This is a genomic window from Nonomuraea candida, assembly GCF_000725485.1.
GTDB classification, from domain to species: Bacteria; Actinomycetota; Actinomycetes; order Streptosporangiales; family Streptosporangiaceae; genus Nonomuraea; species Nonomuraea candida.
In genome coordinates this window covers 78,954-93,182 of record NZ_JOAG01000005.1, presented here as the reverse complement: position 1 = coordinate 93,182, position 14,229 = coordinate 78,954, and the positions used below count along the sequence as shown (strand labels likewise).

Below are 14,229 nucleotides of genomic sequence, written 5' to 3'. Positions count from 1 at the left end.
CGTGACGACCGCGTGCGTGACGACCGCGTGCGTGACGACCGCGTGCGCCTGAGCGGGTGCTCGTAACCACCGTGTAAGGTTCGCGGGTCCCGGGCGGACGTACCTTCGGACTGTGCAGAGGAATGAGATTCCCGCCTGGGCGGGAGCCCTGGCGGGACTGGTGTCCGGGGGCCTGGCGCTCGGGATCGCGCAGCTCGCGGCCGGCCTCGTCGGGCCCGGGGCGTTCCCCGTCGTGGCCGTGGGCGACGCCACCGTCGATCTGACGCCCGCCCCGGTCAAGGACTTCGCCATCAGGACGTTCGGCGAGAACGACAAGGCGGTCCTGGTCGGGGGCGTGCTGGTGGTGCTCGCCGCGGTCGCCGCCCTCATCGGGGTGTGGTCCCGCCGCCGGCTCTCCCACGGCTTCGCGGGGCTGACCGCGTTCGGGGCGATCGGCGTGCTGGCGGTGCTGACCCGGCCGGACGCCGCGCTCCCGGACGCGCTGCCCACCGTGGCCGGGGTGGCCGTGGCCGCCTGGGCACTGTCCTGGCTGGTACGCCGCGCCGCCGGCGCCCCCGTCCCCGCCGAGGCGCGGGAGGGTGGGGAAGGCGCCAAGGCGTGGCCGGAGCGGCCGGCCGTGATGCGGGCCGGGGGAGTGGCGGCGGGGTTCGACCGGCGGCGGTTGCTCACCGGGGCGGCCGGCGGGGTCGCCGTGGCGGGGGCGGCCGCGCTGCTCGGGCGGCAGTTCGGCGGGCGGCAGGCCGTGGACGCCGCCCGGGCCGGGGTGCGGCTGCCCGCGCCCGCGACCCCGGCCAGGCCCATCCCGGCCGGCGCCGACCTCCGGATCGGCGGCCTGTCGCCGTTCGTCACCCCCAACCGCGACTTCTACCGCGTCGACACCGCCCTCGTCGTCCCGCAGGTCGATCCGCGCGACTGGACGCTGCGCATCCACGGCCTGGTGGACCGCCCGGTCGAGCTCACGTACGCCGACCTGCTCAAGCTGCCGCTCACCGAGGCGGACGTCACGCTGACCTGCGTCTCCAACGAGGTGGGCGGCCCCTACGTGGGCAACGCCCGCTGGCTGGGCGCGCGGATGGCCGACGTGCTGCGCCGCGCCGGGCTGCGCTCCGGCGCCGACATGTTGCTGTCCACCTCCGCCGACGGCTTCACCTGCGGCACCCCGGTGGACGTGGTGATGGACGGCCGCGACGCGCTGTTCGCCGTGGCGATGAACGGCGAGGCGCTGCCCGTCGATCACGGCTTCCCCGTGCGGCAGGTGGTGCCCGGCCTGTACGGGTACGTCTCGGCCACCAAGTGGGTGGTGGACATCAAGGTGACCAGGTTCGACACCGACCAGGCGTACTGGACTCCGCGCGGCTGGTCGGCCAAGGGCCCCATCAAGACCCAGTCGCGCATCGACGTGCCCAAGGCGGGCGACTCGCTGCCGGCCGGCGCCACCACCATCGCCGGGGTCGCCTGGGCCCAGCACACCGGCGTGGCCGCCGTGGAGGTGCGGGTGGACGGCGGGCAGTGGCGGCAGGCGAGGCTGGCCGAGGTGCCGGGGCCGGACACCTGGCGGCAGTGGTCGATCGACTGGACCGCGACGCCGGGGGAGCACACGATCGAGGTGCGCGCGACCGACGCCGCGGGGCGCACCCAGACCGACCGGCAGGCGCCGTCCGCGCCCGACGGCGCGACCGGCCTGCACGCCGTCAAGGTGCGGGCGGCCTGACGGTTCCGACCCCGTTTGCGCAGGTACGGGGCATGGTCCGGGCCGGAAATCTTGCCGACTTCGCCTCCTCGCCACGGTGTCGCCTCTACGATCGGTCGTCGAGCATGACAGGAGGCAGGCCGTGTTCCGCGAGCGCAAGCCGAGTGTCCGGTGGGCCCTGGAAGAGGGACACTACAACCCCGTCGTGGCCGACGGCGTGCGGTGGCTCGACTACGAGCGCGCCGCGGATCCGGGGACCGACGACCCCGCCGTGCGGCGCCCGGACCTGTCGGCACGCCCGGAGACCGACGCCCGCCCGACGCCGCCCCCGAACCCGCCGGACCGCCCGGAGGATGACGGCTTCGGCGGGTTCGGGGGCTTCGACGGGTTCGGCGGCTTCGACGGGTTCGACGGGCGGCAGTCGGCGGAGGGTGACTGGCTCGACGGGCGGCAGCGGGCGGAGGGTGACTGGCTCGACGGGCGGCAGCGGGCGGGTGACGACTGGTTCGACGGGCCCGACCGGCCGCCCAGGCTCGCCGACAGCCGTCCGTACGGCGTGCCGGGCGGGCTGGCGCAGCCGGACCCGCAGGTGGAGCGGGACCTGGCCGAGGCGCTGCGGCCCGGCGCCCGCTTTCCCGACCCGCGCGGCACCTGGGTGCGCCTGATCAACGGCGGCGGCCCGGCCGACGACCCGTTCCGGGCCTCCAACGCCGCCGACTGCGCGCTGGCCGTGCTGTCCACCTGGCACGGCGAGCCCGCCACGGCCGCGCCCCGGCTGCCCGAGCACGACCGCATCGGCCGGCCGCTGCTGAGCGGCGAGCGGGGGAGCGTGGCCCGGATCGAGCGGTGGACGGGGCACCGCCTGCAGTACGCGGGCCAGGGCCGGCACGCCTACCCGATGATCGCCAAGCGCCTGCTCGACGCCGGGCACGGGGCCGGGGCGGTCATCGTGGTGCGCTGGCCGGGCGGCGGCTCCCACGCCTGGAACGCGGTCAACTTCGACGGTGAGGTGATCTGGATCGACGCCCAGCGGGGGCACATGTCGGTCGAGCCGCCGTACCGGACCGTGACGGGGGTGTTCTGCGTGATACTCGATCGCCGGGGGCGGCCACGATGAATCTGGAGCGGGCCAGGGCGCTGGCCGAGGAGTACTTCAACGGGGTCCGGCCGCCGGAGGAGGCGCTGCCCGTCGGCGTGTACGGGTTCGAGGGCGGCTACGTGGGGTGGGTCCGCGACCTCGAACCCGACGACCCGGCCCGGCTGCCGGAGACCGTCGGGGGCGGGTGCGTGGTGATCGACCGGGCCACGGGCGAGGTGGTGGCCAGGCCGCTGCTCGACCCGGAGACCGTGGCCGAACTCTGGCCCGGCCGCACCCCCCGCTGACCGCACGAGGGGCCGCGCCGCACCCCGGCTGACCGCGGGGGCCGGGTCGCACCGCCCGGCCGCATGAGGGCCCGTCACACCCCCGCTGACCGCATGAGGGCCGGGCGCCGCCCCCATAAGACGCCCGACCCGCTCGTACCCTCTATCCGTGTTTTTCGGGTTTATTCGGCTACGGGGGCTTTCGCCCGACTCAGCCCGTCGCGAGGGAGCCCACGATCGACGCCCGGGCGGCGCGCCGGGCCGGGAGCACCGCCGCGAGCACGCCCGCCGCCCCCGACAGCACCACGAACAGCGCTATCTGCCCCAGGGGCACCGAGAAGCGGGCCCCGTCCAGCATCGCCCGCATCGCGGCCCACCCGAAGGCGACGCCGAGCACGACGCCCACCAGCGCCCCGATCAGGCCGAGCACCAGCGCCTCGACCGACAGCATGCGGCGCAACTGGGGCCGGGTCAGGCCCAGGGCCCGCAGCAGGGCCGACTCCCTGGTGCGTTCGTGGACCGACAGGGAGAGCGTGTTCGCGATGCCCAGCAGCGAGATGAGGATCGCCAGGCCGAGCAGCCCGGTGATGATCATGAGCAGCATGTCGAGCGTCTCGTCGAACTGCCCGCGCACCTCGGTCGAGCTGCTCACCTGCACCATCGGGTAAGGCGCCGCGGCGGCGTCCACCACCGCGCGGGCCCGCTCCTCCGCCACGCCGTCCTTGATCGTGACCATCACCCGCGAGTCGGGCACCGCCCCGAAGTACGACTCGAACGCCCGCTCCGCGACCGTGACCGGCGGCAGCGACGTCTCGTTGCCGTCGAGCAGCGCCACCACCTTGAGCGACACCGTGCCCGCCCGCTTGGTGCGCAGCGCGACCGCGTCGCCCACCCGCACGCCGAGCCGGCCGGCCGTGGCCCGGTCCAGGGCGGCCTGACCCGCGCCGAGGCCCCGCATGGAGCCGGAGACGACATACGGCTCGACGTGCCCGCTGAAGGTGCCCACGTCGAGGCGCTGCCCCGCCACCGCGGCCCGGACCTCGCGGATCTGCGCCACCGAGGACAGCTCCGGCCGGCCGCGCAGCTCCTCGGCCACCGACCTGGGGACGACGGCCTCCTGCTGCTGGCTCGCCAGCAGGTAGTCGACCGGGAACTGCTCGTCCAGCTTGGCCGTCATGGTCAGCCTCGTGGACGCGGTGACCACCGAGATCAGCGTCATCAGCGTCACCCCGATGGTCAGCGCGACCGTGGTGGTGGCGGCCCGCCTCGGGTTGCGCCCGGAGTTGTCCACCGCCAGGCGGCCCGGCACGCCGAACAGCCGGCGCGGGATCCAGCCGACCAGCGCGCTCAGCGGCCGTACCAGCACCGGGCCCAGGATGAGCACCGCCAGGAAGGTCAGCGCGCCCCCGGCCATCACCACGAAGAGCGAGACCGGCTCTCCGGCCTGCATCACGAACACGCCCGCGGCCGTCGTGCCCAGCCCCGCCACCAGGAAGAGCGCCGCGAAGCCGCCGCGCACCAGGCCGGTGCGGAACGTCTGCTCCTCGGGCTGGCTGCGCAGCGCCGCGATCGGCGGCACGCGGGTGGCCGAACGGGCCGGCAGCAGCGCCGCGCCCACCGTCACCACCAGCCCCACGGCCAGGCCGATGCCCGTCGTGGCCGGGGTGAGCGCGATCGCCGCGTCTGTGGGCAGCGGCGCGTCCAGGGAGGCGAGCACGGTCAGCGTGAGCGCGGCCAGGCCGTACCCGGTGAGCAGGCCCAGCACGGAGGCCAGCAGGCCCACCACGGACGACTCCAGCAGGATCGAGCCGAACACCTGCCCCCGCGTGGCCCCGATGCAGCGCAGCAGCGCCATCTCCCGGGTGCGCTGGGCGACGAGGATGTTGAAGGTGTTGTAGATGACCAGCGCGGCCACCAGCATCGCCACGAGGCCGAACATCAGCAGGCCCAGCGTGAACATCCGCGTCTCGACCCCGGCCGCCTTGGCCAGGTCGTCGGCCAGCTCGGCGCCGGTCTTGACGGTGTACGAGCCGCCCACGGCCGCCGCGACGGCCTGCTTCAGCCCCGCGCCCGAGCCGGCGACGTCGATCTCGGCGTACCCCTTCGCGCCCGTCATGCGCTGCGCCGTGGCCGGGGTGAAGCCGACCGCGCCGGTGTAGGCGAGCATCTGGTCCACGCCCGTGTCGATCAGGCCGACCAGCTTGAAGGAGTGGGCGGCCTGCTTCGCGTCGAGCACGGAGATCGTGTCGCCGAGCCGGAAGCCCTGCGCCCTGGCCGTGTTCTCGTCCAGCACGGCCGCGCCGTCGTCGGTGCCGGGGCCGGTCCCCGCGACCACGTCGGTGCGGTCGAGCGGGCCGCTGATCACGGACAGGGCCGTGGTGGGGGCGTTGCCGAAGGTCTTGCCGTTCTTGCCCAGCACCGGCGCGGCGCCCCGGACCAGGCCCTGGGCCTCGCTCACGCCGGGCACCGCGCGCACCCGCTCCAGCACCTCCTCCGGCAGCACGCCGTCGGCCTGCCCGGGCAGCACGGCGACCGCCACCTTGCCCGCGTCGGCCGTCACCCGCTGGGCGAAGCCGGCCTCGACGGTGTCGTTGAGCACGAACGTGCCCGCGATGAAGCCCACGCCCAGCGTGATCGCCAGCGCGGTGAGCAGCAGTCTCAGCCGGTGCGCGCGCAGCCCGGCCAGCGCCGTCTTCAGCACCTCACGCCTCCAGCCGGACGAGCGTGTCCAGCACGGTCTGCGGCGTCGGCGCGGTGACCTCGGTGACCAGCTCGCCGTCGCGCAGGAACACCACCCGGTCGGCGTACGAGGCCGCCATGGGGTCGTGCGTCACCATGACGATGGTCTGGCCCAGCTCGCGCACGGAGGTGCGCAGGAAGGACAGGACCTCCGCGCCGCTGCGCGAGTCCAGGTTCCCCGTGGGCTCGTCGGCGAAGATCACCTGGGGCTTGCTGATGAGCGCCCTGGCCACGGCCACCCGCTGCTGCTGCCCGCCGGACAGCTCGGTCGGCCGGTGCGAGAGCCGGTCCTTCAGCCCGACGGTCTCGATGACCCGGTCGAAGAGCTGCTGGTCCGCCTGGCGGGCGGAGATGTCCAGCGGCAGGCGGATGTTCTGCTCCGCGGTCAGCGTGGGCAGCAGGTTGAACGCCTGGAAGATGAAGCCGATCCGCTCGCGGCGCAGCAGCGTGAGCTGCCGGTCGGACAGCCCCGTCAGCTCCACGTCGCCGATGTGCACGGTGCCGGAGGTGGCGGCGTCGAGCCCGGCCAGGCAGTGCATCAGCGTGGACTTGCCGGAACCCGACGGCCCCATGATGGCGGTGAACGCACCCGTGGCGAAGGACACGTTCACCCCGCGAAGGGCGTGGACCCGGGTGTCCCCCTGGCCGTACACCTTGGTCAGATCGGTGGCCACCACGGCGGGCGGAGCCTGGCGCCGGGTCTCGGTGAGCGTCACGTTCACTCCTTGGTTGCTGTTTTCAGGCGCAACCAACGCTAGGAGTGGAAATTTCGGTATTCGTGGGTCCTGAGGAGGGACTTCTCCTGCGCCCGTGGATGACCCCGGTCAGACTTTCGGCCGATGGGAGGGCACGATCAGCCCGGCCTCGTACGCGTACACCACCACCTGCGCCCGGTCCCGCAGCCCCAGCTTGGCCAGCACCCGCCCCAGATGCGTCTTCACCGTCGCCTCGGCCACCGCCAGGCGCTCGGCGATCTCCGTGTTCGACAGGCCGCGCGCCACCATGAGCAGCACCTCGCGCTCGCGCGGCGTCAGCTCGCCCGCCGTCAGCGGCTCGCCGCTCGGGAGCTGCGCCGCGAACCGGTCCAGCATCCGCCGCAACGTGCTCGGCGAGACCACCGAGTCGCCCGCGTGCACCACCCTGATGGCCTCCACCAGGTCCGCCGGCGGCACGTCCTTCAGCAGGAACCCGGCCGCGCCCGCCTTGACCGCCGCGAAGGCGTACTCGTCGAGGTCGAACGTGGTCAGGATGAGCACCTTCGGCCCCTCGATGCGCCTGGTGGCCTCCACGCCGTCCATGGCCGGCATGCGCACGTCCATCAGCACCACGTCCACCTCGGTGGTCTTCAGCAGCTCCAGCGCCGTGACCCCGTCGCCGGCCTCGGCCACCACCTCGATGTCCGGCTGGGCTCCGAGCACCATCTTGAACCCCGCCCGCAACAACTGCTGATCGTCCACCAGCATCACGCGAATCACGCCGCCTCCTTCACCAGCACCACGCGAATCACGCCGCCTCCTTGACCATGGGCAATGTCGCCCGCACCTCGAAACCGCCGCCCTTGCGGGGGCCCGCGGACACGGCGCCGCCGTACATGCCGACCCGTTCGCGCATGCCGATCAGGCCGTGCCCGCCGGGGCTCCTGGGGGCCGCCGCGCCCCGGCCGTTGTCGGTCACGCGCACCACCAGGTCGGGGCCGGTGTAGTCGATCTCCACCGCGGCCTCGACGCCCGGGCCGCCGTGTTTGAGGGCGTTCGTCAGCGCCTCCTGGACGATGCGGTAGACGGTGAGCTGCTGGCCCTCCGGCAGCTCGGCGCGCACGCCGCCGACGCTCAGCCGGGCCGGCACGGCCGAGCCGCGTACGAGCTCCTCAAGCTGGTCCAGCCCCGGCTGCGGGGTGTAGTCGGTGCCCGCGGCCTCGTTCTCGCGCAACACGCCGACCAGCCGGCGCATCTCGGCCAGCGCGGCGCGGCCGGTCTTGGAGATGTTCCTGACCGCCAGCCGGGCCTGATCGAGGTCGCTGTCCATGGCGAAACCCGCGCCGTCGGCCTGCACCACCATCACGCTGACGTTGTGGGCCACCACGTCGTGCAGCTCCCTGGCGATCCTGGCCCGCTCGGCCGCGGCCGCCATCTTGGCCTGCTGGTCGCGCTCGCGCTCGGCCCGCTCGGCCCGCTCCTCCAGGCTCTCCAGGTAGCGGCGGCGGGTGTTGGCGTACAGGCCGGTCAGCCAGATCGTCAGGACGAAGATCGAGCCGCCGAAGAACATGCCGAACGTCGGGTTCCGCCAGTCGACCACGGCCAGGAAGATGCCCAGCTCCGCCACCAGGCACGCGGCCAGCGCCCACCGGAACGAGCACTCGTAGGCCACCGACCACAGCGCCACCAGCACCGCCAGGTTCGCCGGCAGCGCGGCCACGTCCGCCAGCCACTGCCCGAAGCTGATCAGCGCGATGACCGCGAACGCCGCCAGCGGCCGGCTCCGCCACAACAGCGGCGCCAGCAGCGCCGCGGACAGGACCAGATAGCCCGCCAGGTCGAGGTAGACCCCGGCGGCCGCCGGCGCGCCACCCTCCGCGTACGGCTCCCCCACCATCGCGTACGGCACCGCCGTCAGCGCGCACAACATCGCCAACGGCGCCACCCGGAGGACGCTGGCCAGCCTCTCGTGGCGTTTGGACCACGCCCGCACCTTGCCGAACACATCATCACGATATGTAGGCCCGGTGAGCCATTGGTCCGCCTGAAGATGGAAGTACGGCTACGACCCAGGTCTTACATGGCCAAGCTCTTACGCCGGGCTTACGGTGGGTTTGCCACCCTTATTACTGGGAGCGCCCCTTGGGGCGAGTAAAGGGAGATCGTGATGGCGGATCATGATCGAGACGCCGGGTCGCGCGGCGAAGAGGAAGCGCCGCGCGACCCGACCCCCGGACAGCCGGCCCCCACCGGGCCGACCACGGAACTGCCCCACCCACCGGCCACCGACGAGCCCCACCTGCCGGCTGCTGCGGAACCGCCCCACCCGGCGGCGGCCGAAGAGCCGGGCGGGCTCAAATACGGCGAGCAGGCGGACCGCTCCTACGCCTACATCCCGCCCACGACCTCCGAGCCGGTGCCCGAGACGCGGGCATCCGCCTTCGGCGCCTTCCTGCGCCGTCGCCGCACCCAGGTTCTGGGCGCCGGCGCGATCGGACTCGCCGTCGGCGGCCTGCTGGGCGGCGCCACCGTGGCGGCCCTGTACGACCTCGCCCGGGAGAGCGGCGCCCGGCACGAGATGTGGCGCGGCCCCGGCTGGGTCCCTCCTCACATGGAACACTGGGGCAGAGGCTCCTTGTGCCACCCGCCCAGGGACGAGGACACCTACTGCGTGCTGCTCCCACCCCGCGTGGAACGCCCGGCCCCCGGCCCCGCGGCCGACCCATTCGAGCAGGAGGAAACCATTCCCGACCCCGCCGACGCCGATTAGGTCGTATACCCCCAAACGTTAAGCCGGTGGAAATGCCGGACAGCAGGACCGGTTATTCCCGGGAATCGTGTCGGTGGTCGCCTCTAGCATGACGTCGTGCCGAATCCCGATCCCACTCCGCGCGAACTGGCCGGGCTCGTACGCCGGGCAAGGTCGGTGACCGAGGTTCTGTCCTTGCTGGGCCGGAAAAACTCAGGTGGCGGCCGAGCGGCCATGCGCCGAAAAATAGCCGAGCTCGGCATCGACACCGGGCACTTTCGCCGCACGCCCCGGAGCAAATATCCGCGCGATCTCCTGTCCGCCGCCGTGGCGTCGTCGACGAGTGTCAACGGGGTGCTCGACCATCTGGGAATTCCGCGCAGCGGCGGCGCGCATTCCCATATCAGCCGCCGGATCAGGGCTCTCGGCATTGACACCTCGCACTTCTCGCACGCTCTGGGGCCTCGCCCGAGTCCCTGCGCGCAGTTCGACCGGGACACCCTCGCGAAGGCCGCCGACGGCGCACGCAGCATCCGGGAGATCCTGCGCCGCCTCGGACTGGCCGAAGGCGAGCGGACCCGCCGGGACCTTCGCGGGCAGCTCGCCGCGTCCGGCATTCCCCTGCCCGAGGGGCATCGGCGCATCCGGCTCGATGAGGCCGGGGTCAGATCCGCGGTCGCGGCGTCAGGTTCGCTCGCGGCCGTGCTGCGTCACCTCGGTCTGGAGGTCATTGAGCAGAACCGGCGGCGGCTGCTGCGGAGCATCGCCCGTCACGGCATCGACACCTCGCACTTCGACCGCCGGCTCACGAGCGCGGAGCTGAGCAAGCCGCGCAGGAATCCCACGGCCGTTCTCACGCGACGCCCGGCGGGCGCCGGCCGCGTCGCGGGGGCGGTTCTGCGCCGGGCGCTGAGGGAATGCGGAGTGCCCGCGACTTGTGTGAAGTGCGGAATCGGCGAAACGTGGCAAGGAGCGCCACTGACCCTGGAAGTCGACCACGTCAATGGCGATCCGCTGGACAATCGCCGGGAAAACCTCAGACTGTTGTGCCCGAACTGTCACTCGCAAACGGCGACATTCGCCGGGCGAAACAGGGGCCGTTCCGGTGGACAGGTGTGCGGGCGGGGGGACTCGAACCCCCACAGTGTCTCCACCAACAGGACCTAAACCTGCCGCGTATGCCATTTCGCCACGCCCGCGCAGTTCCCCGCCGCAGCGGGTTCGAGACAGTTTAGCGCTCCGTACGGGAATCGGGGGCATCCGCGATGACCGGACGGCCACCGTCAGAGCGGTCCTGGGCCCTCCTCGGTGGGGAGGGCCCTTGGGGTGGTCAGGACAGGCCGAGTTTCTTCTTGAGTGAGGCCACGTGGCCGGTGGCCTTCACGTTGTAGAGCGCCTGCTCCACCTTTCCGTCGCCGTCGATGACGAAGGTCGAGCGGATGACGCCCACGACCTCCTTGCCGTACAGCTTCTTGGCGCCGTACGCGCCGTAGGCCTGGTGCACGGTCAGGTCGGGGTCGGAGAGCAGGGGGAAGGTGAGCGCGTCGCGCTCGGCGAACTTGGCCAGCTTCTCCGGCTTGTCCTTCGACACGCCGAGCACGACGAAACCCTCGGCGGTGAGCTGTCCGAGGTTGTCGCGGAAGTCACAGGCCTGCTTGGTGCAGCCGGGGGTCATCGCGGCGGGGTAGAAATAGAGGATCACCCGCTTGCCGCGGTAGGTGTCGAGAGAAACGGTGCCGCCGTCGGCGGTGGGCAGCGCGAAATCGGGTGCGGCGTCGCCGGGCGCGAGCTTGGTGTCGGTCGTCAAGGGGCCCTCCTCACGTTCTTCCCGACAACCTACCGGCCCGGCCGCCGTGCCGTACGCCGCGCCGACCTGACAGACTGATCACGACCAGAACGGACGGATCCCGCACGGCACGCGGCGCGGGGCACGCGTACGGTCGAAAGGAGAGTCATGGCTGACACCGATCCCGACGAGCTGGAGCGGCGGATCGCGCGGACGCGCACGGAGTTGGCGCAGACGGTCGACGCCATTGCCGACCGGGTGAGTCCCAAGCGGGTCGCCGAGCGCACGGTGGCCGACGTCAGGAGCAGGGCGGAGCACTTCGTGGCGTCCGTGGGCGACGCGCTCGGGGTCACGCCGCGGCCGGCCGACTACGGTGACGACCCGGACCAGGTGTGGGAGGACGAGCGGCCCGACATGGGGCCGCTGCTGATCGGGGTGGGGGCGGTGCTGGTGGTGGGGGCCGCCATCGTGCTCTGGCGCCGCCGTCGCCGCCGCCGCTGATCCGTGAGAGGCCGGGCGAAGTCCGCGTGTGACCGGTCAGAGGCCGGGCGAAGTCCCCGTGTGACCGGTCAGGGGGCGGACGTAAGCCCGCGTGAAACCCGTCAGGGGGCGGGCGAAGCCCGTCCTGAGGTCCCGGGGCGGGGCCGGGGGCTGTTCGGGCGCTAGAGGAACGTGCGGCCCTCGCCGCGGTAGGTGGGGAGCGACTCCACCAGGGTGTCGCCGTCGATGAGGTGCAGGGTGTCGAAGCGCTCGCACAGCTCGCCCGCCTTGGCGTGCCTGAACCACACCCGGTCGCCGATCCGCAGGTCCCGGGCGGCCGGGCCGAGCAGCGGGGTCTGCACCTCGCCCGCGCCCTCGTGGGGCGCGTAGCGCAGGCCGGCGGGCAGGTACGGCTGGGGCAGGCGCGACGGCTCCGCCGGTCCCGAGGCGGGGTAGCCGCCGCCGAGCACGGTCACCGTGTCCGGGGCCGGGCGGCGCACCACGGGCAGGGCGAACAGGGCGGCGGGCCGGCCGGTGAAGCGCCGGTAGAAGTCGAACAGCCGCGGGTGGAAGAAGCCGGAGCCCGCCGCGACCTCCGTGACGGCCTTCTCGCGCACGGTGCGCTCGACGGAGCCGGTGCCGCCCCCGTTGACGAACTCGAGGTCGGCGATCCGGCGTACGGCGTTCACGACGCGTCCGCGCCGCAGGACGAGGTCCCTGGCCGAGCGGGCCTGCATGAGCCTGGTGGCGGCCCCGCCGGCGGGCGGGGCGTCCCCGACGCCGGCGATCTGCGCCTCGTACGCCATCAGCCCCACCAGCCGCAACCCCTGGCGCTTGGCGATGGCGGCGGCCAGGTCGGCGGCCTGGCCGGGCTCGCGGACGGGGGAGCGGAGCGCGCCCGCCCTGAACCTGCCGCCGAGGGTGACGTACGAGGCGTCGATGTCGATGCAGAGCCGGAGCTCGGCCCGGGGGTGGACCCCGGTCACGGCGGCCTCGATGAGGTCCAGGTGGGCGGGTGAGTCGACGGTCAGCGTGATGCGCCCGGCGGCCACGGGGTCGCCGGCCAGGGCGGCGAGGGCGTGCCGGTCGGCCGTGGGGTAGGCCAGGAGGATGTCGGTGAAGCCGTGCGAGGCCAGCCAGAGCGCCTCGGGCAGGGTGAAGGCCATGAGGCCGCGGAAGCCGTCCATGGCCAGGAGGCGTTCGAGCAGCGGGCGGCTGCGGATGGACTTGGTGGCGATTCTGATCGGCTTGCCCGCGGCCCGGCGTACGAGGTCGGCCGCGTTGGCCCGGACGGCGGCCAGGTCGAGGATCGCGAACGGCGCTTCGAGGGCCGCTGTGGCGCGGTCGTAGCGCTGGCGGTCATCCATATGGGCAGCGTAACCGCATATCGGGCAAATGAATATGAGGCTTGTTCGCGTTTGCCTGCGGCCCCGTAATGATCGGGCAAATCGGCGGCGAGGGCGCGGTTGCCGTGCTGCGGGCCCCATGTACGTCTGTCGTTGTGATGACCACGCTTCAGCAGATACTGCCCGGGGTCGCCGTCACCCCGCGGCACACCGGGCTGCGCAGGGCGAACAGGGCGCTGCGGCCGGCGCGTACCGTCCCGGGAGCTCTGGTCGCGCTCACGCTGACGGCCGGGCTGGGGGCGACCTCGGCCGAGGTGGTCGCGGGGCTGCTCGGCAAGCCGCTCGGCTGGGTGCCGGTGAACGAGCTGGTCGAGCTCGCGGGCAGGAGCACCTGGCCGGACACCGGCGTCGCGGCCCTGGTCGCGGCCGGGGCGGGGGCGGTGATGCTGCTGCTGGCGGCCGTGCCGGGCCGCTCCCGGATGGTGCCGGTGGAGACGTCCGACCCGCTGATCGTCATCGGCATCACCCGCGCGGGCCTGCGCCGCACGCTGCGCGCGGCGGCCCAGCAGGTGGCCGGGGTGGACAAGGCCCGCGTACGGCTGCGCCGGCGCACCATCGAGGTCGCGGTCACGACCGGCGACGAGAGCTCGGGCCAGATGTTGCGGCAGGTCGGCAACGCCGTGGGCGACCGCCTGGCGGGCGTGGGCACGCTGGGCACGGGCGAGGTCGTGGTACGCCTGCGAAGGAGGCCCGTCTGATGCGCCAGTACGCGGGGAACCGGATCGGGCTGGCCATCGTCGGGGCGGCGCTGCTGGGGCTGGGCGCGTACGCGTGGCTGCGCGGCCACGACCGCTTCTTCGACCTGCCGCCCACCGCCAGGGTCCTGCCCGCCCCGGCCCGCCGGGCGCTGGCGGAGGACCCCTGGCCGCTGTGGTTCCTGGCCCTGGGGCTGCTGCTGCTGGCCCTGGTCGCGCTGCGCTGGCTGCTGCTCTGCCTGGGCTGGGGCCGCCGGGGCACGCACAGCGGCACGGGCACGGCCATGCTGTTCGTGGGCCTCAAGGGCGTGGACGGGCTGGGCCGGGCCGGCGTCCGGGTCGCCGAGGACGGCCTGCGCATCGGCCTGACCTGTCCGGCGGCGGCCGACGTGGGGGCCGTGGTGAGCAAGCTGGACCAGGACATCGTCGGCCGCATCCGCCGCGAGCTGCGCGACGACGAGACCCCGACGGTGGTCCACCTGCACGTCCGCCGCTGACCGGCCGGCCCCCGGGGCCGCCAGGCCGGACGCGCGGGTGGGATCGGCCGGACGCGCGGGAGGGGCCGGCCGGACGCGCGGGGGCATGGCCGGACCCGCGGCGGCGACCGGTCAGAGCGCCCGCCGCGCC

13 protein-coding genes, 1 tRNA gene and 1 pseudogene are annotated in these 14,229 nt (G+C 73.5%); 8 read left to right on the top strand and 7 right to left on the bottom strand.

Annotated features, from left to right (window positions below):
- Positions 1-112: 112 nt before the first annotated feature.
- The 3 genes from IO39_RS04070 to IO39_RS04060 all read left to right on the top strand — a co-directional run bounded on the left by IO39_RS04070 (position 113) and on the right by IO39_RS04060 (position 3,073).
- Positions 113-1,711, top strand: a complete 1,599-nt coding sequence (locus IO39_RS04070; protein ID WP_245641801.1) for a molybdopterin-dependent oxidoreductase — start codon at positions 113-115, stop codon at positions 1,709-1,711.
- Between the two features lie 121 nt (positions 1,712-1,832).
- The gene (locus IO39_RS04065) at positions 1,833-2,807 is read left to right on the top strand and encodes a toxin glutamine deamidase domain-containing protein (RefSeq protein ID WP_043616129.1); all 975 of its coding nucleotides are present in this window, start codon (positions 1,833-1,835) and stop codon (positions 2,805-2,807) included.
- A complete protein-coding gene (locus IO39_RS04060) occupies positions 2,804-3,073 on the top strand; it encodes an SUKH-4 family immunity protein (RefSeq protein ID WP_043616126.1) in 270 nt (89 codons plus the stop codon). The genes IO39_RS04065 and IO39_RS04060 overlap by 4 nt, the downstream gene beginning before the upstream one ends.
- A gap of 190 nt (positions 3,074-3,263) precedes the next feature.
- Here the strand turns inward: IO39_RS04060 and IO39_RS04055 are convergent, their stop codons facing one another.
- The 4 genes from IO39_RS04055 to IO39_RS04040 form a co-directional block, all read right to left on the bottom strand.
- A complete protein-coding gene (locus IO39_RS04055) occupies positions 3,264-5,753 on the bottom strand; it encodes an ABC transporter permease (protein ID WP_043616123.1) in 2,490 nt (829 codons plus the stop codon).
- A gap of 1 nt (position 5,754) precedes the next feature.
- Entirely contained in the window at positions 5,755-6,507 is a 753-nt protein-coding gene (locus IO39_RS04050; protein WP_245641800.1) for an ABC transporter ATP-binding protein, read from the bottom strand.
- 108 nt (positions 6,508-6,615) lie between these two features.
- Positions 6,616-7,266, bottom strand: coding sequence for a response regulator transcription factor (locus IO39_RS04045; RefSeq protein WP_211266882.1), 651 nt, complete (start codon positions 7,264-7,266; stop codon positions 6,616-6,618).
- Between the two features lie 28 nt (positions 7,267-7,294).
- Positions 7,295-8,491 carry a sensor histidine kinase gene (locus tag IO39_RS04040; RefSeq protein ID WP_043616113.1) on the bottom strand — a complete coding sequence of 399 codons (1,197 nt, stop codon included), beginning with the start codon at positions 8,489-8,491 and terminating at the stop codon, positions 7,295-7,297.
- A gap of 162 nt (positions 8,492-8,653) precedes the next feature.
- Between IO39_RS04040 and IO39_RS04035 the strand changes: the two genes are divergently transcribed.
- Positions 8,654-9,256: a hypothetical protein gene (locus tag IO39_RS04035; RefSeq protein WP_043616109.1), complete on the top strand. Its 603-nt coding sequence runs from the start codon at positions 8,654-8,656 to the stop codon at positions 9,254-9,256.
- A gap of 213 nt (positions 9,257-9,469) precedes the next feature.
- Positions 9,470-10,291, top strand: a pseudogene (locus IO39_RS59590) (HNH endonuclease); the annotation flags it as partial.
- A 60-nt stretch (positions 10,292-10,351) separates the two neighbouring features.
- Here the strand turns inward: IO39_RS59590 and IO39_RS04025 are convergent.
- Positions 10,352-10,434 (bottom strand) — tRNA-Leu (locus IO39_RS04025).
- 131 nt (positions 10,435-10,565) lie between these two features.
- The gene (gene bcp / locus IO39_RS04020) at positions 10,566-11,042 is read right to left on the bottom strand and encodes a thioredoxin-dependent thiol peroxidase (RefSeq protein ID WP_043616106.1); all 477 of its coding nucleotides are present in this window, start codon (positions 11,040-11,042) and stop codon (positions 10,566-10,568) included.
- Positions 11,043-11,189: 147 nt separating this feature from the next.
- Here bcp and IO39_RS04015 point away from each other — a divergent pair, with 147 nt between their 5' ends.
- Complete coding sequence (locus tag IO39_RS04015; RefSeq protein WP_043616103.1) at positions 11,190-11,522, top strand: DUF3618 domain-containing protein; 333 nt, start codon at positions 11,190-11,192, stop codon at positions 11,520-11,522.
- A 161-nt stretch (positions 11,523-11,683) separates the two neighbouring features.
- Here IO39_RS04015 and IO39_RS04010 read toward each other — a convergent pair whose 3' ends face one another.
- Entirely contained in the window at positions 11,684-12,868 is a 1,185-nt protein-coding gene (locus tag IO39_RS04010) for an amino acid deaminase/aldolase (RefSeq protein ID WP_043616100.1), read from the bottom strand.
- Positions 12,869-13,005: 137 nt separating this feature from the next.
- Between IO39_RS04010 and IO39_RS04005 the strand changes: the two genes are divergently transcribed.
- Positions 13,006-13,605 (top strand): DUF6286 domain-containing protein, encoded by a 600-nt coding sequence (locus IO39_RS04005; RefSeq protein WP_043616096.1) that lies wholly within the window; start codon positions 13,006-13,008, stop codon positions 13,603-13,605.
- Positions 13,605-14,099, top strand: coding sequence for a hypothetical protein (locus IO39_RS04000; protein ID WP_043616093.1), 495 nt, complete (start codon positions 13,605-13,607; stop codon positions 14,097-14,099). Before IO39_RS04005 ends, IO39_RS04000 begins: the two co-directional genes overlap by 1 nt.
- The last annotated feature ends 130 nt before the right edge of the window (positions 14,100-14,229 follow it).

Excerpts from the sequence above, each read along its gene's own strand:
- IO39_RS04060 (WP_043616126.1), top strand. The coding sequence starts at position 2,804 with ATGAATCTGGAGCGGGCCAGGGCGCTGGCCGAGGAGTACTTCAACGGG.
- IO39_RS04035 (WP_043616109.1), top strand. The coding sequence starts at position 8,654 with ATGGCGGATCATGATCGAGACGCCGGGTCGCGCGGCGAAGAGGAAGCG.
- IO39_RS04015 (WP_043616103.1), top strand. The coding sequence starts at position 11,190 with ATGGCTGACACCGATCCCGACGAGCTGGAGCGGCGGATCGCGCGGACG.
- IO39_RS04010 (WP_043616100.1), bottom strand. The coding sequence starts at position 12,868 with ATGGATGACCGCCAGCGCTACGACCGCGCCACAGCGGCCCTCGAAGCG.
- IO39_RS04005 (WP_043616096.1), top strand. The coding sequence starts at position 13,006 with ATGACCACGCTTCAGCAGATACTGCCCGGGGTCGCCGTCACCCCGCGG.
- IO39_RS04000 (WP_043616093.1), top strand. The coding sequence starts at position 13,605 with ATGCGCCAGTACGCGGGGAACCGGATCGGGCTGGCCATCGTCGGGGCG.